This window comes from Aquimarina aggregata (genome assembly GCF_001632745.1).
Taxonomy (GTDB): Bacteria; Bacteroidota; Bacteroidia; order Flavobacteriales; family Flavobacteriaceae; genus Aquimarina; species Aquimarina aggregata.
Genome location: NZ_LQRT01000046.1, coordinates 162,420 through 185,728 on the forward strand (window position 1 = coordinate 162,420; position 23,309 = coordinate 185,728).

Consider the following 23,309-nt stretch of genomic DNA (forward strand, 5'->3'; position numbering starts at 1 on the left):
TATAAACTATGAAAACGCCAAAAACAATAATTAAAAATATAGTATTGCTCGCATTTTGTTTAGTAGTTGTTGCTGCTTGTGAAAGAGAAGAAACAATACAACCTACTGCTATATTCGAAAATGGAGATGCAGAATCTACTGCAGAACTAGATCAATTTCTTAAACGAGAGTTTAGAGATCCTTATGGAAGCTTAATTCTCTATAAGTTCGTTGATCGATATATTGACCCTAGAAGATCGGCTACCCCACCACGTCTTGAAGTGGTTAAGCCGATTGCTGAACTTATTAAGCAAGCATGGATACAACCATACAACAAAGCATCTGATCGTGGAGAAGATTTCTTAAGAGATTTCTTTCCCGGAGAAATTGTGATTTTAGGATCTCCACTATTTAATGGTGATGGAACAATTACTTTAGGGATTGCAGATTCTGGAGTAAGAGTAACACTTACTCAAGCTAATGACTATTTTCCTGGTAATGACGCATGGATTCTTCAAACATTTAGAACATTACATCATGAATTTGCCCATATAGTGGATCAAAACTTCAATTTTGATGTAGATGCGTTCTTTAAAATTTCTGGTGATGATTATACCTCTCCAGGAACTTGGACACAAGAAAATTTAAATAGTGCAATTGAAAGAGGAATGGTTACCCCTTACGGTACTTCTGCAGTAGGTGAAGATTTCGCAGAATTAATCGCCTATATAATTACTACTGATCCAGACGAATTTGCAGCAACATATATCACTCCAGAGGATTGTACAGGTCTTGGACAAGATTGTTTAGATAGAAATATCGGTAGAGCTCGTATTCAAGAAAAATACGATGTTGTTGTAAAATATATGAAAGAAGATGTTGGGATTGATCTTTTAACATTAAGAGATGAATTCTTGAACAGTGTTAATTAATAAAATTTAGAATATGATGTTAAAAAATATTAAACTATATATAGTACTTTTTATTACTCTAGGTTTTATAGCTTGTAGTAGTGATAATGAAGTAGCCCCCTTATTTGATGGAGACATTGATAGTCGTGTAAATGAGCGATTACAAAGTTATACAAACACACTTGTTAGCTCTGAATTTGGGTGGAAAGCAGACTATCGACCTCAAGATGATAGCGGTGTATATAATTTTTACTTAAAGTTCAATGCTGATAATACAGTTGAAATAGTTTCAGATTTTAATAATGGAACTGATGATTTACCAACTACCTACAGAATAGGTAAGAGTCAATTCCCCGAATTAGTTTTTGAAAACTTTTCTACTTTTCATAGATTATTTGAGCTAGAAGGGTTTAGACTAGGTGCAGAGTTTGAATTTCTATTTGAAGAAGTTACCAGTGATATGGTTACTTTCAAAAGTAAAACTGATGCAGGCGATAATAAATCAACTTTAACCTTAGTCAAAGCTACTGCTGCCGATAAAGAAGCTGTAGAAAATCTTCAAGGTCTAGACACACGTATTGAGGATGGCCATATGACAACACTTCCTTTTAGAGGAATCACTGTAGCTAATACAGCTGCCGAAATTGTATTTTCAGGATCACTAGCATACGATGATCTTGAAAGAGTAGCAACTGTAATTTCTGAAGGAGACGACAGCAGTGAAGTAGTTACTGAAATCCCTATAGAAGTAACAGAAGGTGGTTTAAATTTTGTAGAACCAGTTACATTAGCTGGAACAGCTTTTCAAGAATTTACATATGATGTTACAAATAATAATTTCACTTCTGTAGTAGATGGAAACACGGCAGTTATAGCACATGCAAGTTTACCTTTATATATCAATAATGATATATTTGGTATAGGAACTAGTCCTTCTGGTAGTAGATTTTTATATCGTCCTTCTTTAGGAGCTAACCCATTAACTTCTGCAGGGTTTGATGCCATAGTTGCTCAAATCAATACCGATCTTGCTGCTTTTGGTTTGGTTTTTGAACAATTTATTTTCACTACAGACCCAAGTGCTACAGGAATAAACACAACGCTTACTATTGGTTTCACAAGGCCTTCTGATGGTGGTTTCTTTACAGGAATTTATGATTTTGAAGGGTCTATTGTAGACAAAAAATTAGTACTTACTTATCAAGGTCCAAATCCAACTGAAGGAAACCCTGGTAATAGCGGGTTCTTTGAGGCATCATCTTTAAATATGATCAACTTTTTTGGTAACCCTGACGGTTTAATTTATACAGATAGAGGACCTTTCAGATCAGATACAAGTGCGTTCTCAAATGAAGCAGCATCACTTTTAAGTGCACAAGACCCTTCATTAAGTGTATATGCTGTATGGTTTTAAATCTTAATTGTATTTATAATAAACTATTGATTCCCCAGCAATAGCCTTACTAACTCAACTTTCTAAAACCCAGAACTTAATGTTCTGGGTTTTTTCATTTTCGAAAACCTCAGTATTCAACAGAGACCACCCAATATCTTATTAACATTTACTTAAGAATAACTTCGTTTTTTCAATGTATTTTAGAAAATAAAAATAATGGGTAAGTCTATTTTCATAATTCTTCTAGTCTTTATTACTCCAAATGTATTTTCGCAAAGCAGTACAGAAGTGTTTATACTCGATATTTCAAAAAAGGGAAACAATTTTGAATTAAAAAATCAAAGAAATATTTCTAACAATGAGGGATATGATAATCAACCATCTTTTTTAAATAACGATATCCTATTATTTTCATCAACCAGAAATAAACAAACCGACATAAAAACCTATAATGATAAAACTTCTGAGATAAATTGGATTACAAATACCAAAGAGGGGAGTGAATATTCTCCTATCAAAATACCCAATCAGAATGCAATTTCTTCTATACGCCTAGACACAAACGGAACTCAATTACTTTACCGTTATGATTATAAAACAGGAATACCTAAAATTCTTTTAAAAGATTTAAAAGTTGGCTATCACTGTTGGTACAACGAACATACACTTGCAGCTGCTGTTTTAGAAGACAATGGATTGTCTTTAGTAATCTCAGACCTAAAAAATACTACTAATAAAACACTTCAAAAGAATATAGGAAGAGCCCTTCATAAGATACCTGACACTAAATTGTTAAGTTATATTAGTAAGGAAAATAAGCAATGGAAAATTAAATCTATAGATCCTATTACTGGCAAGACTTCTACAATAATAAATACAATAGCACAGTCTGAAGATATATGTTGGCTACCAGATGGCACTATCTTAATGGCAAAAGGAAATACTATTTTTAAATATAATTCTAAAACAGATAAAAACTGGAGTATTTTACATACTTTTTTAGATAAAGAAATTAATACCATCACTCGGATTAGTACTAACCAAAAAGGAGATCGTATAGCGATTGTATCTGATATTTCACCAGAACATATCGTTCAAAAACAGTTAGACGCCTATAATGCCAGAGATATCGATGCTTTTCTAGCTACGTACTCCAATACTATAAAAGTATTTTCCTATCCCAATGAATTAAATTATGAAGGAAAGGAAGCTATGAAAAAATCATATGCTAGTTTTTTTGATTCTACTCCTGATCTTCATTGCGAAATTAAGAACCGAATTGTTATAGGTAATAAAGTAATCGATGAAGAGTTTTTAACCATCAACGGAAAAAATTATGCTGCTGCTGCCATATATGAAGTTAAAAATGGTAAAATCGTAAAAGTTACTTTTATTCAATAACGACATTTTATTTATTATGAAGATACAACTTGTACTTATAGTACTATTAACTTTTGTAATTACTACACCCAATAGAGCTCAATCTATTATAATCGAAAACATTAATATTATTGATGTCGAATCAGGAAAAATAAAAAAGAATCAATACATAGCTATTGAAAACCAAAAAATTTCTATAATTTCTACAAAAAAAATAACTCCATTAGAAAACACTAAGGTGATTAACGGTATAAATAAATTTATCATTCCTGGAATGATAGATTCTCATATACATTTTTTTCAAACAGGAAATATTTATACCAGACCAGATGCAATTGATTTAACGAGTATTGTTCCTTATAAAAAAGAAATTCAATTTGCAAAAGACATCTTAACCGATAATTTCAGAAGATATCTTAGATTGGGTATAACAACAATCATGGATCTTGGAGGGCCCTTTTATAATTTTAAGATACGAGATAGCATTGCTAAACATAATTTATCTCCAAATGTATATGTTACTGGGCCTTTGTTTTCTTCATACCAACCTAAAGCTTTTTCTAAATTAAAAGATACCCCAATTGAAAATATAAAATCAATTTCTGAGGCAACTGCTCTTTTCAACAAAATGCTGGTCTCAAAACCGGATTTTATAAAAATATGGTATATCGCAAGTAAAAATAATCCCGCCGAAAACTACTACCCAATTGTTGAACATGTAGCCGAATTAACACACAAAAATAATCTTAAGCTAGCTATTCATGCAACACAACTCAAAACCGCCAAACTTGCAATAAAAGCAGGAGCAGATATACTGGTTCATAGTGTTTCGGATACTTTAATTGATCCAGAATTTATAAACCTTCTGAAAAAAAATGAAGTTACCTATATCCCCACATTAATTGTTTCAAAAAATTATGGTAAAGGTTTTTTAACTAAACTAGATAATCATTATCAAGATTTGACTTATGCCAACCCTATGGTTTATCGGTCTTTTACAGATTTAAAACAGTTTTCAAATAAAGAAATCCCTGAAAGAATTGCGACTTTAAGAGAAAATCAAGATGCATATATTAATCGTATTAATGCAAGTGAAAGTATAATGCTCAAAAATCTAAAAACAATTACTAGTTCTGGAGTTAATATCGCTACTGGTACGGATGCAGGAAATATTGGTACCGTACATGCTTCGTCTTATATTCAAGAAATAGAAGCTATGCAAAGATCGGGCATTAGTAACCTTGATATTCTTAAAGCATCTACAATAAATGCAGCAAGAGGATTTGGACTATCAGAAAAACTAGGGACTATACAAAAAGGAAAGATAGCAGATTTGGTTATCCTTAAAAACAATCCCTTAGAAAATATTAAAAATATTAATTCGGTTGATATGGTCATAAAGAATGGAGAGGTTCTGGAAATTGATGAATTAATTAAAGAAACACCAGAGCAGCTTATTCAAAGACAAGTTAATGCTTATAATGCCAGAGATCTTGATGCATTCATAAACACCTATTCTGATGATATCAAAATCTATAATTTTCCAGAACAGATAATCATGGATGGAAAAGAACAAGTGAAAGAACGATTTGCCAAAATGTTCCAAAATACACCTAATCTATATTGTGAAATAAAAAATCGGATGGTATTAGGAAACAAAGTAATAGATCAAGAACATGTTAGGTTTGGTAATAAGTATTCTGATGTTATGGCCATCTATGAAATTAAAAATGGAGTAATCTCGAAAGTTACTTTTGTAAGATAAGTTTATTCGACTGCAAAATACTCTTTAATAGAAATAGGTTGATTATCATTTGTAAATCCCTCGATAGAAATTTCATATTGCCCGGCAACATCTGATGTAAAAAAATTTATATCATATTTAGGATTATTTAGTACTACATTTGGTCGCCACAGCAATTGATTTCTGTAATCCGGGATACGAGAATACTCTTCTTGACTATCATAACGCTGATTAAAGTATTTTTTTTCGGTTTTTAAATCGGCTAACTGTATTGGTGCTAGGTTTACTTTTTCTTTAGAGGTTTTTAAAAAAGTTTCATCTATATTTTTTATAATAACTACCCCATCAAAAACTTTCGCTCCTACATAATATTTATCTCTAATAAAACTAATACTCTTTACATTACGCGCATCATACTCTATAACTTTATCTTGTTCTTGAATAAATATACCATCGACTATTAACAATGGAGGCATTTGTTTTGCACCTATTTCAGGATAATTCCCTCGGACTCCAAACACTCGATTACCATTTGCATCTTTCTTAATCCAAACACCTTCTACAACTTCAATTATGGTTTCTTTTACTGTGTTAAACCTTGTATAATCGTCCAAATTATACGTAATGATGTTTTCGCCATAAAAAGAATTCATATTAAATGCTTCTTGTATTGTATCAGGTTTTACCCCATAGAAACTGTTTTCTATTTGATTATGCACACTACGTTTTTCTATTTGATTTTTATACGAAGTAGTGATTTTAAATTGATAAAAATCATTGGTAAAATTCTTTATTTCCGGAAATTCATCAAGTTTGATAACATATTTTCCTTTGTTTTCTCCTAATACTTGAATACGTACTTCATTTTTATTATTTCGGTCATGTAAATTAAATACAAATCTTCCTTTTTCATCTGTTGTCACTATTTTTAAGTCACTTACTTCTCCGGCAATAGATACACCAACATTTTGCAATGCAATTGGTAAAGATGAATCTGAAGTCAAGATTCTTCCGTACATGAGCTCTCCTCGCATTTCTGGTAAGAAAACTAAGGTACCTGGCGAGATATTCTTTTTTTCTAAAGAACCGTCTATACTCGCTTTAGAAAAACCAATTGTATTTTGCGGTATTGATTTTATAAAAGTATCTTTTCTTCTAATTGAAATGGAAACATTAGCTTTATTATTCTGAAACGCATTACACTCTAGCGTAAGTTTTACAGGAGCTCTTCTAGTATAAGTAGTACGATCTAGAGTTACCCCTAATTTTAATTCATTTATCTTTTTAGTGCTCGAAAAATTAGTATTTACTAATGATTGTTTTGAAGGAACTAATAGAGAATCGTTTTCTACCAATACCTTACTTTGATTACCTTGATAAGGATTAAGAATGCTTATATCTTCATTAAAATACCCAGAATTTTCATTTAACATCCATTGCGTATATCCCACTAGTTTATAATTACCAGATGGAATAGCTACAGGTACAAAAAAATCCCCTTGTCCTCTACCTTTTACTAATTTGATTTTATGCTGAAAAACAGATTCGTTATTTTCATTAATCAAACTTACATAAGCTACTGTACTTATAGTACTTAGTTGATTATTTTGGGTATTAAAACAGTATAAGCTGTAATAAAGGTATTCTCCCGCAAAAATCAAGGAACTGTTATAATGTATAAATACTTTCTCTTGAGGAATCAGTTTATAGCCTTCGATCTCTTTGTCCGTCTTTAGTGCTGTTTTACGTTGCGCATGCAAACTTGAAACTAAAATAAAGATGATATATAAAAGTGATTTTATCTTCACAAGAATATTTTTAATATTAAACATTAGTAAATTTTTATAGAGATCTAATACTTACTCTATCCAAAAATCTGGTGCCACTCCTCTACCAAAAACACTACAATCCCCACATGATCTTGGCACAAAAACAAAATCTCCTGACATAGGTGGATCTTCTTTAAAAAATTTAAAGCCACCTGATCGTATAAAATCAGTTGCTATCCTTCTTCTAAATGCCTCTGCCGTTTCAAAATCTTCTTGTTCTGGAGCTACAAAAGCACAATTAAGTGTAAATCTTGGTAAATCTCCAATTACCTCATCGCGATTAAAAAATATACGTTTTTCAGAAACTGACGAAACATCAAAAAAGCCTAAGACTTTTTCGTCTGGGTTTTCATTGGAAACTATATTACTACTTATAAAACCAGGTTGAATTTGAGAAAATATACTTTCTGAATCTGAAAAACTATCAAGTGTCTCATAAAACCCATTGGCATCTCTGGATTGCACATACTGTCTAATAAATATACTATATCTGTCTGCTACACGTATATCATCTGATTTTATAAAATGCACTAAAAAACCATCTAATCTATCTTCACTTAAAGCAGTTGTATTTGTAGTAATTATAGTATTTGATTTACCACCGTTATAACACTGACGTTCACTACTAGGTCTATCTACCCTGCTAAATATAGTTTCTCCTGCTTCAACAGTAGATACCAAATCTTGTCCAACCCAAAAAGGTGCAGAAATCCTATAAGTTTCTTCAAATTCATATCTATAATATTTCGAGTTACCGCTTGGATCAAAAGCATCGATTAAAATACCTACACCTCCTACTCCATCACTATTAAACATTTTTACAGGTCGAACATCATCAATTGCCGTCTCCTGAGGTAAAAACAGTTCCTCTGTTGTGTATGATTTACCTTCTAAGGTTTCAATAGATAATCGATATCCCTTATTGGGTAATGCTTTAAATTCTTGAGCAGAACGATATACTCCCGGAGATGGTTCTTCAAAGATGTATTCTACTGTAGAATCTTCTATTATTTTTATAGTAGCGCCTTGTTCAGCCTGCGCTTTATCTTCTTCGAACTTAAAGGTTCTTGATAATAATATTTGCTGAAATTTCATTTCATTAGTAATTGTAGTATTAATTACTAGTATACTCTCAAAATCCTGACTTTCTACCTCAAATGTTTCTACACAACGAGATGAAATCATGCCTATGAAAACTAAAGCTAATACTTTGGTTAACTTCCTATATCTTTCTATTTTTTTAATACATCTCATCATCTAAAATTTAAAGTTATAGGTAATTGAAGGCACTGGAACAGAAAAAACTGAGCTCTTTAATCCTTTAACCTTTCCGTTTTCGGTAACAAAAAACACTGATAGCGGATTATTTCTACCAAGTACATTGTATATTGATATGGTCCAGAAACTATGTGCCAATTTCTTGAGTTTATGAGTTCCTTCAATATTAAATCCAATATCTAATCTATAGTAATCCGGTATTCTAAATTTATTACGATCGCTAAATACTGCAAAATCAGATCCATTAAATGTAAACGTCCCTACCGGAAAAGTAACAGGCCTCCCTGTTTGATAAACAAAATTAGTTGCTAGGCTAAAACGTTTCGTAAATTTATAATTCATGACTACACTTAGATCATGTGGTTTATCAAAATTTGAAGGAAAAAAATCTCCGTTATTGACGCGCTCTTCTCTAAAAGGGCTATCCAATTGTACAAAAGAGCGGGAATACGTATATCCTAACCATCCATAAAGTTTTCCCTTTTGCTTTTTAAGCAAAAATTCAACACCATACGCTTTTCCCTTTCCTTGTAACACCTCTATTTCTATATCTTCATTAAGTAAAATTTCGGCCCCTGTTTTGAAATCAAGTGTATTCTTAGATCGTTTATAAAACCCTTCTAAACTCAACTCATACATTCCATTTTTTAAGTTGTTATATATTCCTAAAGCGTACTGTTGTGAACGTTGTGGTTTTATATTTAGATCAGAAAGTTTCCAGGTATCGATAGGGGAAACTGTTGTATTATTAGATAATGTATGAATAAATTGATATGTATTATTATAAGAAGCTTTAATAGAAAGATTATCTCCTATTAAATATCTCCCAGACATTCTAAACTCAGGACCCCCATAAGTTTCGATTACTTCGTTTTTATCAAAAGATAAGGTTTCTCGTATAGTTTCTTCATTTCTTGGTACTCCATCTTGAAACACATTTTGTGTTGCTTCGCCTAAGGCATTGTATACAGAATAGCGAATTCCTGTATCGAAGGTTAAATTTGAAGTTACATCAATCTCTGCAGATAAAAATGCTGCAGATTCTAAGCCTCGTTCTTTATCGAGGGTTAGTGGAGTAACAATGGATTCATCGCCAGTCGGGGTAATATTACCAGGGTTTAACGTGTATAGCTTACTTGAGACTCCGTAATTAAATTTTAAACCGTCATTGTATAAATACTTAAACTTAAGTCGTAATGCTGTTTCATCGATACTATAGCCTAACTCAAAATCTCTATTGGTATCACCATCAAAATCAATATTAAATTTATATTGACTATTTGATACCGCTAATTTTGCCGTATTCTTATCATTAAACCTGTGATCTATTCGAAGTGAGAATGCTCTATTATTATAAATATATAAAGAATCTGATGTAATACTAAAATCATCTCTACTTAGATACGCCATAGCCTCGAGTTTTGTATTTTCTGTAATTTGATGATTATATTTAGCTATAACATCATAAAAAGAAGCCTCACTATTTTTAAGAGATTCTTCATCCAGAGAATTTAATACCCAATTGGCATATGCACCCCTACCTCCTATCATTATTGCCGATTTTCCTTTAACAATAGGCGCTTCTAACAAAATATTACCTGTTATGGGGCCTATCGAGCCTTCTCCCTTAAATTTATCCACGCTTGCATCCTTGGTGGTTAAATCAAAGACAGAAGATAATCTACCTCCATATTCTGCAGGTATATTGTTTTTATAAATACTAACATCTCCCAATGCAAAAGGATTGAGTGCAGAAAAAATACCAAAAAAATGTTGTGGATTATATACCACCGCATCATCTAATAAAATTAAATTTTGATCCGATTTCCCTCCTCTAACATTATATCCCGATGAGGCTTCTCCTGTTGTCGTAATCCCTGGTAAGGTGGTAGCCACTTTAAGCACATCACGTTCTCCTAGCGCTAATGGAATATTTTTTGATTCTTCAACATCAATTTTAGTTTTAGTAATCACTTCTTCAACAGCATTTCTAGCAGATGTTCGCAAGATTACTTCATCTAAATTTTCGATCTTTTCATTTAGTGATACATTATATTGACCATCATTATAAAGAATAATTTTCTTTTTAAACTTTTCCATCGCAATGGCATCAACTTCGAAAAGGTTAACCCCAATAGGTAATTCAACTTGATAAAAACCAGCAACGTCAGTAATTACCCCTGTATCATTTCCATTTACTATAATATTTCCGTTTGATATAGGTTTACCTGTTTGTACATTTTTAATATATCCTGACAAAACAAATTTTTGACTGGTAGCATTGTTACTTGCCTTTCCTATCTTAATGGTTTCTACAGTAGTATTTTTGGTAAACTGTTTAGCATCTACAAATACCGAAGATTTGTTATTTTTATTTTGTGAATTGACTTCTAAAATGCTATCCTTGGATCGTCCAAAAAAACCATCAGGTACCGCATCATAAATACTATTATTTCTTGTTAGTATAACCCTATTTTCTTCAATAAAATGAAAATTTATTACTGTCTCTTTTAAAAGTTCTTCTAAAACAGTAGTAATGGGTATATCTTTAAAATCAACCGAAATAGAGTCATATTCTTGAATCCAGGAATCAATAAAATAGAAACGGTAATCCGTTTGCTCCTCTATATGACTTAAAATCGTGCTTAAATCTGAATTCTCTACTGAAAGTGTAAGTAATACATCTTTTTGTTGTGCCCATACATGTTGTACACAAATTAAAAAAAGTAGCCCCAAATATTTTTTCATAGGTTTACAACTGGTTTTTTGATTCTATTGGTTGAATAATTTTTTCAAATAACCTTTGCATGAATCTATCGGGTTGGGATTTTCTTAACCTCTTATTCTTTACATAAAATTGTTTGATTTCTTTTTTTACAATAGGATATATATTGAACAAATCATACTTAGATGAAATAACTTCGGATTTGCCTTTTGACAACAATATGTACTTATTTACACTTACAAATTCATAGTACAGTTTATTTCCACCTACATTTTCAATTCTTTCTTTTTTCTTCTTTCGATGACTTTTAATAAGTGAAAATGATGGGTTTTCTAACAAAACTTCAAAAAATTTACTCTGAGGTATATCTTTATAAATGTCTTTATCTATTCTAATGAATCTAGAACCATCAATTGTAAATTCTTGTATATTATGATGAACCAACTGTAAAACCGAAACCATAGCTCCCGGTTTCAATGTTATTAGAAGGTGATCAGAATTTAGATTGTATTTCATCCCTACATCATAATAGGTCTGTCCGCTGTAAGTTACTGATCCCTTGTACACTTTATCTAAATGAAAAAATGGATGTTTGTTTTCATATATTTTATTTATGTATGAATCTATATATTGCCGACCATTATATAATCCTGTATGTTCTTGACCAATAACAGTATCAAACCAATTATAATACGCGCTTTCTTCTTTTAATTGAGCAAAAAAGATAAAAGGTAGCATAAAAAAAACACTAAAACTTTTTATATTATTTATACCATACATAGTAGCCCCTTTTAACATCAATCACTGCTTTAATAAGCGTAATTTTAACATTTATTAAGTAAATTTAGCAGAAAAATTCGATAATAAAAGTATTATCTATTATTTAATATAAGTAGCTCAAAATTTGCTATAACGTTTTCGTGTTGATAAGTTTACTGCTTGATTTTCAAAAATCTTCAAATTTTAAGTCACAAACCTTCTTATAAATTTGTTAACACTTCTTTTTCTTTAACACTTTTATTTAAATTGGCGATAAAAATTATTAAAATGAAAATATTTCTTACCGCTACGTTACTTTTATTATCAAATCTCTTATTAGCGCAAACCGATCAAAAAATTTATGATATTATCCATTCCATCTCTGCAGAACGTCTGGAAAATGATGTAAAAACTTTAGCTGGTTTTGGTACTCGTCATACATTAAGTGATACCGTTTCGCAAACAAGGGGTATTGGAGCCGCTCGTCGTTGGATTAAATCAGAATTCGAAAATATTTCAAAAGACTGTAAAAATTGTCTTGAAGTCTTTTATCAAAAAGATCTCGTTAAAAAAGGGGCCAATCAGCGTATTGTAAAAGATGTTTGGGTAGTCAATGTTGTCGCTATTCAAAGAGGTACAAAATACCCTAATCGTTTTATTATCATGAGTGGCGATATAGACTCTAGAGTAACCGATCCTACAGACTATACTTCAGATTCACCAGGAGCTAATGACAATGCAAGTGGTATGGCTGGTACCATAGAAGCTGCTCGTGTACTTTCTAAATATTCCTTTGAAAGTAGTATTATTTATGTTGGATTGTCTGGAGAAGAACAAGGTCTTTTTGGAGGACAAGGTTTAGCCAAATACGCAACAGATAAAGGTTGGGAGATTATGGGAGTTATGAATAACGATATGATTGGAAATATAAAAGGTGTTGATGGTATAATTGATAATAGAACTTTTAGAATATTTTCTGAACCTGTTCCTCCTACTGAAACAGAACAACAAAGAAGAGCAAGACGTTTTTACGGTGGTGAAGTTGATGGTATTTCGCGTCAGTTAGCAAGATATATTCACAAAACCGTTAAAACATATATGCCAGAGATGAACCCTAAAATGATTTATAGGCTTGATCGTTTTGGACGTGGAGGGCATCATAGACCATTTAATGATGAAGGTTTTGCAGGGATTAGAATTATGGAAGCTCATGAAAATTATACGCAACAACATCAAGATATCAGAGAGGAAAATGGAATTAAATATGGAGATGTTGTCGAACATGTAAATTTTGAATATACCGCCAAATTAACAGCTGTAAATGCTATAAATCTAGCGAGTATCGCATCAGCTCCTCCTGCTCCTCAAGAATTAGAAATTGGAGGGATTGTAGAAGCCGCTGCAAAATTTAAATGGAAAAAAGCTACTGGGACAAATGTAAAAGGATACAAAATCTACTGGAGAGATACTACATCTCCTACCTGGGATCATAGCAGATTTGTAGGAGATATAGATAATTTTGTTCTTGATGGTATTGTAGTAGATAATTTTTTCTTTGGAATTGCTACTGTTGGAAAAAACGGATTTGAAAGCCCTGTGGTTTTTCCTTCAAAAATCTTTAGATAAACTTTACCATTATATAACCAAATTAATACTACGTTATGAACTTTCTTAAAATAATTGTATTAGCATTTCTAATTGTACTCACCTCATGCAAACAAAAGTCAGGAGGTAACGGTAATTCAAAAGAAATTGCTGAAAAATCAATCATAAAAGAAAGTGAGATCATCATGTATAAAGACTTCGAATCCAAATACGTAATTCCTCGTAATGTCGAAGTCTTTTTACCTGAAGGTTATGATAAAAATTCATCAAAAAAATACAAAGTTTTGTATATGCATGATGGGCAGAATGTTTTTAATCCTAAAACATCCTATACTGGTATTGATTGGGGTGTAGATGAAGCTATTGACAGTCTTGTAAAACTAGGAGTAATTAAAAATACAATTGTTGTTGCTCCTTGGAATACAGTAAAAAAACGTTTTTCTGAATACATGCCAAAAGCACCTGCCGCGATAAGTGAAACTCCAGAAGCAAAAACTTCATTAAAAGAAAATACTGGATTCGACGCTTTGTATTCTGATGACTATTTAAAATTTCTGGTAGAGGAACTTAAACCATTTATAGATAAAACATATAATGTATCTTTAAAAACCGAAGACACTTCTATTATGGGATCATCTATGGGTGGATTAATTTCATTGTATGCCATTTGTAAGTATCCTAAAATATTTGGTGCTGCTGGTTGCGTATCTACGCATTGGCCTGTTCCTGTATTAGGAGATGCATATATCCAAACATTGCCCAAAACATTACCGGATCCAAATACCCATAAAATATACTTTGATTTTGGTACCGAGCAACTAGATGCACAATATGAACCTTATCAAAAACAAGTGGATTCGATTATGATCACTAAAGGATACACCAAAGATTTAAATTGGGTAACCTTAAAATTTGATGGCGCAGGGCATAATGAGAAAAGTTGGAATAACAGGGCTCATATTCCTCTAGAGTTTTTATTAAAGTAGTGATTTGTAGGTTACCATTTAACTATTTGTTCTCTTCACCAAAGAAAGCATCAAACCACTAAAAATAAGTAATATGCCTATAATTTTGTTCTGAGCATGTACTTTATCTCTGTCTTCGAGATATGATTTTAATTTTGAAGCAAATTTAACATACATTAATAAGCAGATACCATCTATCATTAAATATGTAACACCTAGAAGTAATACTTGTGGTAAAAATGCTAAATGTTGATCTATAAACAATGGGAAAAGTGCAGCAAAAAAAACAATAGCCTTTGGATTTGAAGCTGACATAAAAAAACCCTCACTATACAATTTTAAAAAGCTTTTTTTTGTATTATTACTTCTGAAATCTCCTGTTTTGGGATTACTTAGAATTTTAGTCACTCCCATATATATTAAATAGGCAACACCTATCCATTTAATGATTCCAAAAATTTCCCCAGAAGTAATTACTATAGATGCTAGGCCTAATGATGACAATAATATCTGTATTGCATTAGCCGATAAATCTCCTAAAATTGTTCCTACAGTCTTTTTTGCTCCGTGATTCATGCTATTTGCAGATGCTAATAAAACACTAGGTCCTGGAGTTACACCTATTATCAAAACTGTTCCTATAAAAGAAATCCATAATGTTGTATTCATATCCAATGATTTTAAAGAATTAACTCTTATTTAGATAATTAGACTAAAGTTACCAAAACTTCTTTCGTTTAAACAATGATACGTATTAGATTATCGTTAATCCTCTAAAATTTTCGAAATATAATTTATTACCCATAAAAAACCCTAAATCAACTAGTTGATTTAGGGTTCTACTCTCCAAAACAAATCTAATAAATAGAGGGCTATTCTATTTATTTAATCAACATAATACCAAGTAGTTCCTCTTAATTCTACTTGTCTCCAGCGGTTTTGGCTAGCATTCCAATACCACCAAACATCACTATATCTGTATACCTGTACCCCATAAATAGTATAATAGTTTCCATTTTCATAAATTTCTCCTCCACCATTTCCTGGATACATTTGATTAATACCGGATTTATCTCCTGTAGACAAACCATTTCGTTGTGTAGTATACGCACTTCCGTCTTTTCTTGTAATAGTGGGTCTTCCATTTTTAGAAAAAGCATAAGATCCATACATCATAATTGAACCTAAATCTAAATTACTAGTCAATTCTTCTCCATCTCTACCACGTTGTGCATAAGTTTGAAAATTATGTGATTTTCCGGATTCTATATTATTAAAATTAATAGTAATAAAACGATTTCTATCTGCTCTACTTTGCTCATGCCATAATCCTACAGCATGACCTATTTCATGAATAGTACTTCCAGTCGAGCATCCACTTGCGAGTGTTATGTTTTGTCGACCGCCAACCATACCAACGCTTGATGAACACCCCGAACCACTTCTAAATCGTATATAATTTGTTTGATTTGTTCTACGAACAAAACGTAATGCAGTATTAGCTTCCCAATGAGCGATTGCATCTGTTATTCTATATTGTTTGGTTAAACCATTTTCAATAGTGTAGTATACAGTATTGTTTGGCCATCTTCCTCCTGTTCTACCAACACTTTTATTTTGCGGAGCAATTTCTCCTTCTTCAAAGACTACTTTCTCTGAAACATCAGATAACATATCTTTTTCGAAAACAATATCTCCTTCATAAATAAACTCTCCGTTTATTTTTTCAATAGGAATTTTCATTCCTGCATAATATTTATCCAAAACTTCACCTTTTTTATTTGGATATGCTTTTTCTGCATCTACATATTTATTTTGATTATCTGTAACCGCTGTTGGTTCATCAAATTGTTCTGTCGTACAAGAAGCTATTAAAAGTCCAATAGCATAGATTCCTGTAATTTTAATTCTTGTCATTTTAGTTGAGTTTGTGTTAGTAAAATTTATTTATTTTTTAATTATTCTTCCTGTAAATACTTTCCCATTGACTTTCATTTCATAAAAATATAGCCCCGATTCTAAGATGCTTAAATCATATCTATGCACATTAAAGTCATGAGCATTATTTACTTTGATACGGTCTATTACCTCAGTTCCTAAACTATTATAGATTTTTAAAGTGTACCCTATTTCTTTTTTTGAAGTAAATTGAATATTCAGGTAATTGTCTACGGGATTTGGAAATAATACCGCCTTTACTCCATTAGAATTTATATCCAATGCTTGCATGTCTCCTTCTTTTCCTGAAAGCCCATCCAAATATATTCTTACTGGGTTTGAAAAAGCAAATCCACCAAATTCATCCCAATTAATCGACCAACTCATTACTCCTCTAAGACCGGGATAGGTTTGAGATAATTGATATTGTCCACCAAAAGAATTTCCTTTAACCAAATAATCGAAAGCATCTATTACTCCGTTAGCACCCGTAAATCCACCTCCTGCATTTACCGTAGCTGGTACACCTATTAAAATTTGATCAGGTCGTAACGCAGGAAAAAATTTACTTGAATCTCTCGTTATAGGAAAACCTTTAAGAAGCATATCTACAAGAGCTACATAAAAATCAGAATTTCCCATACTATAAAAACGATCATCTAAGCCCGTAATTGATCCAGAATTATAGTATTGCACTTGTAAAAATGTCAATTTATCTCGTAATGCATGAATTAATGGTAAGTAAGCTCCGGCTCTTCGGTCAGCTCCTTGAGAAATACCACCATAAAATGAATACCCTAGTTGAACAAAGAATGTTTCTGGAGCCATTGTTAACATAAAATCATTACCAAAATGATTACAAACACTTTTTACTGCATTTATTGTATTCACTAATACCGGAGTAGTAGGATTTTTAAAATCGTCATCACCAAGATCAAGAGAAAGTGATTGCCCTTCAAAATCAATATCCATACCATCAAAATCATATTCTTCTATAATAGCAATCATAGAATTCACAAATTTATCCCTTGCCGAAACAGTATTCAATCGAACTTGTCCTTCGGCTCCTCCGATAGAAATAATTACTTTTTTACCTATTCCTTTAAGGTATTGAATATCTGACTTAAAATCATTTTCGGTATAGTTTATAGTACTAAATTCTGGTGCGAGTTCAAAACTAAGTTCTCCATCTGTAGAAGATACTCTTGGCTCTGCAAAAGAAACATTAATCACATCCCAGTTAGACGAAACATCTCGAAGACGTATTAACCCTGAACCGTTTTGAAAATTATGCCAATATCCATTTAGTATTTTTTGAGGAAGTGGACCTCCTCCACCTCCAGAAGTGGTTACTCGAATATTCACTGCTGATGAAGTAGTTGACAAATCTTGATTATCTGTAGCTTTTGCTGTAAGGGCATAATTTCCTACTTGCAACGTATTCCATGTGTAACTATATGGTTCAGTAGTATCTTCTCCTATTTTACTGCCATTACTGAAAAATTCTACTTTAGTAATAGTACCATCTCTATCTGTGGCATTCACATTAATAATCGCATTACTTCCTTCTACAAACGATTGTCCATCATTAGGAGATACTATCGATACCAAAGGCTCTCCATTTCCTCCATCAGGATCACACTCTCCCAATAAAACCCATGCATCTTCCCAATTGGTACCTGTTCCAGGAGCATATGCTGAGGCTATACCATTGCACCAACCCGAAAATGGCCAAGGCTTACATTCATAAATACTTCCTGCCTTTTGTACTGTACTTCCTTCTGTATAATCATCACCTTCACTGTATTGCGGAGTATTACAATCTGTACCTCCTCCTGTATCTGATTGAACGGTAATTGTTATTATTCCTGAAGTATTGTTTGCATTATCATTATCAATAGCCTTTGCCGTTATGCTATGATTTCCTTGAACAGCTATCCAGTTTACTGTATATGGCGCAGTAAGATCTTCACCTATATTATTTCCATTTACGTAAAATTCAACTTTACGAATCTCACCATCTTGATCAGAGGTACTCGCAGTAATACTTATAGAATCTCCTGTAATAAAAGTTTCTCCAGAGATAGGTGTTATTATCGATACCACTGGAGGTATGTTACTATCTCCACCTCCATCACATGGACCTAATCTTTTCCATTCATCATCTCTACCAGAATAAGTTTCTGGATTTTTGTTTTTGTTCCACCATTTGGCTTCATATACTATACCATTAAAAACAACTTGGTTTCCCCCAACATATGTCGCACTGGCACTCCATGTGGGAGCATCACAAACAACATAAGGTTTAACATCGATTACCTTTATTAGGTTACTTGCTAATGAATTGTAACTATTTCCCAATAGTATAAAAACAAGCAATACTAAGCTGTATTTAAATGGCAACCATCTAGAATACGGTTTATGTTTTCTTTTCATTTGATTTATTTTTTAATCATTTTAAATGTTTGTTGTTGTTTTCCTATTTGTATTTTACAGAAATACATGCCCGATGGCAACTTGGTTACATCCTTTGTTATGGTATTTGATCCTTTGCTAAAAGGGCTTTCTAATAGTTCTGTAACTTGATTTCCGTTAATGTCAATAATGCTGATTCTAATTTTAGCATCTTGACCTATTTTAAAGCTAAAATGTATCTCGTTATTAAACGGATTAGGAAACAGATCTATGATCGTTTTAAGTCCATCATAATTTGATACTTTTCCTGAAACTTCATCTGATTCTGGTTCTAATCCTGTAAATGGTGTCATTTGAGCGCAGCCACATTCAGAACAATCATCTGTAGTATCAAGATCATTATTAACTCCTAAAATATCAGAGAAACGATTATAATGTCCTATCCTATGCAGTACTTTGTTAATTTCTGTTCCTTTACCACATTCTACTCCACCATTAATAATATTTATGGTCATACCAAAACCTGGTGTTCGATTACGCTCTAAATCATAATTAGAAGGTGACCAATTACCAACCATCACATCATGTGCAGATGGTTTTGGGTATTGCGGTGTCATCCAAAACCAAATAGCGGTTTGAAATGCTAATGCTCCGTCTTGTACAATTTGTTCTGGATTGGCAAGGAGTACATTTTTATCCCCAAATAAGAATTCACTTACTTGGCCATAATTGTAGTTATAACTTAACTGAATTGGACCACGACCATGATATGATTTACCCGGTGCAGGGGGATATATTAGATTATTCTCATCACGATACCCTATATTATTGGTTCCCTCATATCCCTGTTCTTCTCTAAAGTACAGTCCCCAAGAATATCGACCGCCTGGTGCTGTATCCCATCCTCCGGTTGTTTCTTGAGCGATATTGGCAAGAAAAGCAGCTAACTCACGTTTTCTAACAGTATCGTTGCCTTCTTTTGCAAAAACTCCATAATCTATTACTTGTGTTATAATTGGCTTTGATTGATTCCAACTTGCATCAAAATCTGGATCTGTACGGATTATTGAAGATTGATTTGTTGTTTTATCTTTACGCGTAAGTCGATACAAATTTGTACCCTTTCTTCTTTCAAAAGTTACCTCGATAGTAGCCATTCTTGCTATGGCCTCGTTAAATGCATCGTAGGTATAGAAATCTTTTGCTGGGTCTAATTCATATGTATTGAGATCTGTACCATATCTATATGGAAAAAACTCATCATACTGTACTTTTGAAAGTACTGTATTATCTCCTGATGAACTCTTTTTTATTGTGATCTCAAACGAAAAATTGGTAGCATTACCTTTATTATCCGTAGCTTGTGCTGTATAAACATATGTTTTGTATTCTGAAAAAGACCAATCTGTTTCATATATATCTTCTCCTTTTTGAGATAAAGGTATTTCCTCTCCCAGAATATTTACGTAAACCGGTGTTTGAATACCGTCTGTATCAATAATACGAGCTCGAAGTGGAACAGTAACAGGTAACGCATCTGTATATATAATGTTTGATGTTAATACAGCCACTTGAGGTGGTAAATTTCCTTCTTGACAAGGTCCTAATTCTTCCCATGCATTTGGCCAAGCCCAATCACTAGATCCTCCAGGAGTATAAGCTCCTCCTAAAGAACACCATCCACCAACTTTACAGCGATACTTATTTCCAAGGTTTTGCACCTCATCACCTGTTTGATATGTTTTTCCGTCTATATACTGTGCCGTACTACAACCATCACTTCCTGTTTGGGATTTTACAGAAATTAAAATTTCTTTGGATTGTGTACTTCCTCCTTCATTGTCTGTAGCAATAGCTTTTAACATGTGATCCCCATCGACAGGAGAAAAACTAAATTCAAATGGAGTACTAGAAATCTGACCTATCTCAACCTCATCCATCAAAAAAGTAATATTTACTATACTACCGTCTAAATCCGTAGCATCAACTTTAATACGTACTGTTTCTCCAGATTCAAAAGTATTTCCATTAGTTGGAGAAATAATTGCTATTGTTGGCAATTGGTTTCCTTCACCATCAGAGCATGTTCCTAAATCCTCCCATGCACTTGGCCATGCCCAGGTGTCCGGACCTCCTGGTGTATATACTCCTCCTAAAGAGCACCAGCCACCGACTTTACATTTATATTTTTTACCTAAATTTTGTACCTCATCTCCTGTTGCATAACTATTTCCATTTTGGTACACTACTACGTCACAGTTTGTGGTTACTTTATTACTTTTTTCTCTTAAAGGAGCGATTGTATTGCAATCACCTATTTTTTTCCAAGCACTTGGCCATGCCCAATCATCAGGTCCACCGGGGGTATAAGGGCCTCCTAAACTACACCACCCACCAACTAAACATCTAAATTTTCCTCCTAAATTTTGTACTTCATCTCCTGTTTGGTATGTTTCACCGTTACGATATTGTTCAAGGTTACAGTTTCCTGAAATTGCGCCTACGGTAATGTTAATTGTAGAGGAAGTTGTCGAAGAGTTAGCATTGTCCTTTGCTACGACCACAACAGAATGATTACCTGATGTTGCAGTCCAATTTACTTGATATGGATATGAGTTATCCTCAGAAATTTGATTTCCATCTATAAAAAATAATACCTTATCAATTGTTCCATCACTATCATTAGCATTAACTGAAATAGGAATTTCTTGACCAACTGCATATGATTCTCCTTGTTGTGGAGATACAATACTTATGGATGGGGGCTGATTTGATGATGTTCCAGAATTTTTAAATACCAAATGATTGATGTTAAAATCATCGCTATCCATTACAATACGCAAAATCCTAATCCCCTTATTAAGGGATAAAGTAGTGGTAACTGTCTCCCAGTTTTGCCAATCTCCTGTATTAGGAACTGAGATCTGGTTACTTATATTTTGGCCATCTACCTCTATATGAAACTTTTTACCCGATGAAATTGCCGCAACTCTTGATTCTAAAAGGTATGTTTTTGTTTCAACTATATTCACTGTATACTCAAGCCACTCCCCTGTTTTTGTCCAACCAACATTGTATCCTCCTTCTGTACAAACTTCAATATCTACGGCATCATTGCGATACTCGCCACCTTCATTGTTAATAGAAAGATCATTAAAAGCTATATTTTGCCCTCCAATATCATAATTTTCTACTTCTATTTTACCAGGAATAGGCCATGGTGTCCCGCCAAAAGCGGTTTGCGTATCACCTGTTGGATCTCCACCAGGGAAATCATCTGCAGGAAATTTAATTTTATTTCTTATCCAGCTTCCTGCAGGTTTTAATTGATTTATAGTCCAAGGACCTCCCGAGCATGTTCCTGTTTTCCAAGCTGCTCCAGACCTCGTATCATCAGAATAATTCCAACTCGTCCAACTGATTTTTTTCCTTTGCATCAAATCAATAAACTGCTGTGTCATCGGAAAATCATTAGGGCCATCACCTGTAAATTCCTGACTACCAAATTCAGTAACAAATACAGGTAATCTATTAGAGGCTTCATCTAACCTGTTTAAATATGCTTCTCTATGGCTATTAGCATAAAAATGGAATGTATACATAACATTTTGAAACTGTAATGGATTATCAATTACATCCTGTAAATTTCCTTCACCAGATACTCCAAAAGTTGCCCAACCATGGGTCCCCACAAGTACAACAGCGTCATCATCTATTTCTCTAATAACAGGGATAATCTGGTCAGCATATGTTTTAATTCGATTCCATGTTACACCTGAACCATTAGGTTCATTACAAACATCATAAATAATATTGTTCTTATTTTTGTGTTGATTAGCAATATCTTTAAAAAACCGTTTAGCATTTTCTAAGTTACTATTTGGATCACCGGGATTTAATTGATGCCAATCAACCAAGGCGTACATCCCTCGTTCTGTTGCTTCATTTATCAAACGACTAACTTGATTCGTAAAACCAACAGGATCAGTTTCATACCCACCTTCTTGAACATATAAAGATATTCTTAGAATATCAGCGTCCCAATCATAGGCCAATGCATCTAATGAACTTTCAGTTAGACAATTTCCCCAACCATACCATTGTATACCATGGGTACTCATTCCTCTAAGCTGGATCGGTTTATTATATTGATTACATAATTGGGTACCACAAACTTTGAGTTGTCCGTTTTGCGTAACGGGAGTATTTTGAGCTATTCCTATAGCGCTAATATGTATCCAAATTATACATTGAAACAAAGTAAAATACTTTGATATTATACTTCTCATATCCATAAATTAAGTTTTAAGAAATAGGTAAGCTTGTAACCCATCTGGAATACAAGCAATTTTATACAAAAAATCACCCAACGACTTTTATAAATC

Annotated in this window: 14 protein-coding genes; 6 read left to right on the top strand and 8 right to left on the bottom strand. The window is 32.8% G+C overall.

Features of this window, described 5'->3' with window-relative positions; translation table 11 throughout:
• The first annotated feature begins 8 nt into the window (after positions 1-8).
• The 4 genes from AWE51_RS21675 (at position 9) to AWE51_RS21690 (ending at position 5,431) form a co-directional block, all read left to right on the top strand.
• Entirely contained in the window at positions 9-911 is a 903-nt protein-coding gene (locus AWE51_RS21675) for a substrate import-associated zinc metallohydrolase lipoprotein (protein ID WP_066318158.1), read from the top strand.
• A gap of 13 nt (positions 912-924) precedes the next feature.
• Positions 925-2,304, top strand: a complete 1,380-nt coding sequence (locus AWE51_RS21680) for a DUF4302 domain-containing protein (RefSeq protein ID WP_066318161.1) — start codon at positions 925-927, stop codon at positions 2,302-2,304.
• A 198-nt stretch (positions 2,305-2,502) separates the two neighbouring features.
• Positions 2,503-3,687 carry a nuclear transport factor 2 family protein gene (locus AWE51_RS26915; protein ID WP_198403854.1) on the top strand — a complete coding sequence of 395 codons (1,185 nt, stop codon included), beginning with the start codon at positions 2,503-2,505 and terminating at the stop codon, positions 3,685-3,687.
• 16 nt (positions 3,688-3,703) lie between these two features.
• Positions 3,704-5,431 carry an amidohydrolase family protein gene (locus tag AWE51_RS21690; protein ID WP_066318163.1) on the top strand — a complete coding sequence of 576 codons (1,728 nt, stop codon included), beginning with the start codon at positions 3,704-3,706 and terminating at the stop codon, positions 5,429-5,431.
• A gap of 2 nt (positions 5,432-5,433) precedes the next feature.
• On the opposite strand, the gene AWE51_RS21695 is transcribed toward AWE51_RS21690, so the two are convergent.
• From AWE51_RS21695 to AWE51_RS21710, 4 genes are read right to left on the bottom strand one after another with little or no spacing between them, the layout of a single operon-like run.
• Complete coding sequence (locus AWE51_RS21695; RefSeq protein ID WP_157766189.1) at positions 5,434-7,218, bottom strand: hypothetical protein; 1,785 nt, start codon at positions 7,216-7,218, stop codon at positions 5,434-5,436.
• A gap of 51 nt (positions 7,219-7,269) precedes the next feature.
• Positions 7,270-8,493, bottom strand: coding sequence for a DUF4249 domain-containing protein (locus AWE51_RS21700; RefSeq protein ID WP_157766190.1), 1,224 nt, complete (start codon positions 8,491-8,493; stop codon positions 7,270-7,272).
• Between the two features lie 3 nt (positions 8,494-8,496).
• Positions 8,497-11,265, bottom strand: coding sequence for a TonB-dependent receptor (locus tag AWE51_RS21705; protein ID WP_066318170.1), 2,769 nt, complete (start codon positions 11,263-11,265; stop codon positions 8,497-8,499).
• Positions 11,266-11,269: 4 nt separating this feature from the next.
• Positions 11,270-12,022 carry a hypothetical protein gene (locus AWE51_RS21710; protein WP_157766191.1) on the bottom strand — a complete coding sequence of 251 codons (753 nt, stop codon included), beginning with the start codon at positions 12,020-12,022 and terminating at the stop codon, positions 11,270-11,272.
• Between the two features lie 267 nt (positions 12,023-12,289).
• On the opposite strand from AWE51_RS21710, the gene AWE51_RS21715 reads away from it, so the two are divergent.
• Both AWE51_RS21715 and AWE51_RS21720 read left to right on the top strand, forming a co-directional pair.
• On the top strand, positions 12,290-13,627 hold the full coding sequence (locus tag AWE51_RS21715) for a M28 family peptidase (protein WP_066318177.1): 1,338 nt from the start codon (positions 12,290-12,292) through the stop codon (positions 13,625-13,627).
• A 35-nt stretch (positions 13,628-13,662) separates the two neighbouring features.
• Positions 13,663-14,592 carry an alpha/beta hydrolase gene (locus AWE51_RS21720; protein WP_066318178.1) on the top strand — a complete coding sequence of 310 codons (930 nt, stop codon included), beginning with the start codon at positions 13,663-13,665 and terminating at the stop codon, positions 14,590-14,592.
• An 18-nt stretch (positions 14,593-14,610) separates the two neighbouring features.
• Here the strand turns inward: AWE51_RS21720 and AWE51_RS21725 are convergent, their stop codons facing one another.
• The 4 genes from AWE51_RS21725 to AWE51_RS26235 form a co-directional block, all read right to left on the bottom strand.
• Positions 14,611-15,240 (bottom strand): LysE family translocator, encoded by a 630-nt coding sequence (locus tag AWE51_RS21725; RefSeq protein WP_066318181.1) that lies wholly within the window; start codon positions 15,238-15,240, stop codon positions 14,611-14,613.
• A 216-nt stretch (positions 15,241-15,456) separates the two neighbouring features.
• Positions 15,457-16,488, bottom strand: a complete 1,032-nt coding sequence (locus AWE51_RS21730) for a M12 family metallopeptidase (RefSeq protein ID WP_066318183.1) — start codon at positions 16,486-16,488, stop codon at positions 15,457-15,459.
• A 30-nt stretch (positions 16,489-16,518) separates the two neighbouring features.
• A complete protein-coding gene (locus AWE51_RS21735) occupies positions 16,519-18,945 on the bottom strand; it encodes an Ig-like domain-containing protein (protein WP_066318184.1) in 2,427 nt (808 codons plus the stop codon).
• 5 nt (positions 18,946-18,950) lie between these two features.
• Complete coding sequence (locus AWE51_RS26235) at positions 18,951-23,213, bottom strand: glycoside hydrolase family 19 protein (protein ID WP_198403855.1); 4,263 nt, start codon at positions 23,211-23,213, stop codon at positions 18,951-18,953.
• Positions 23,214-23,309: the final 96 nt, after the last annotated feature.

What these genes read in the sequence shown, in the direction of transcription:
- AWE51_RS21675 (WP_066318158.1), top strand. Translation starts at nt 9, where the DNA reads ATGAAAACGCCAAAAACAATAATTAAAAATATAGTATTGCTCGCATTT.
- AWE51_RS21680 (WP_066318161.1), top strand. Translation starts at nt 925, where the DNA reads ATGATGTTAAAAAATATTAAACTATATATAGTACTTTTTATTACTCTA.
- AWE51_RS26915 (WP_198403854.1), top strand. Translation starts at nt 2,503, where the DNA reads ATGGGTAAGTCTATTTTCATAATTCTTCTAGTCTTTATTACTCCAAAT.
- AWE51_RS21690 (WP_066318163.1), top strand. Translation starts at nt 3,704, where the DNA reads ATGAAGATACAACTTGTACTTATAGTACTATTAACTTTTGTAATTACT.
- AWE51_RS21700 (WP_157766190.1), bottom strand. Translation starts at nt 8,493, where the DNA reads ATGAGATGTATTAAAAAAATAGAAAGATATAGGAAGTTAACCAAAGTA.
- AWE51_RS21705 (WP_066318170.1), bottom strand. Translation starts at nt 11,265, where the DNA reads ATGAAAAAATATTTGGGGCTACTTTTTTTAATTTGTGTACAACATGTA.
- AWE51_RS21710 (WP_157766191.1), bottom strand. Translation starts at nt 12,022, where the DNA reads ATGTATGGTATAAATAATATAAAAAGTTTTAGTGTTTTTTTTATGCTA.
- AWE51_RS21715 (WP_066318177.1), top strand. Translation starts at nt 12,290, where the DNA reads ATGAAAATATTTCTTACCGCTACGTTACTTTTATTATCAAATCTCTTA.
- AWE51_RS21720 (WP_066318178.1), top strand. Translation starts at nt 13,663, where the DNA reads ATGAACTTTCTTAAAATAATTGTATTAGCATTTCTAATTGTACTCACC.
- AWE51_RS21725 (WP_066318181.1), bottom strand. Translation starts at nt 15,240, where the DNA reads ATGAATACAACATTATGGATTTCTTTTATAGGAACAGTTTTGATAATA.
- AWE51_RS21730 (WP_066318183.1), bottom strand. Translation starts at nt 16,488, where the DNA reads ATGACAAGAATTAAAATTACAGGAATCTATGCTATTGGACTTTTAATA.
- AWE51_RS21735 (WP_066318184.1), bottom strand. Translation starts at nt 18,945, where the DNA reads ATGAAAAGAAAACATAAACCGTATTCTAGATGGTTGCCATTTAAATAC.
- AWE51_RS26235 (WP_198403855.1), bottom strand. Translation starts at nt 23,213, where the DNA reads ATGAGAAGTATAATATCAAAGTATTTTACTTTGTTTCAATGTATAATT.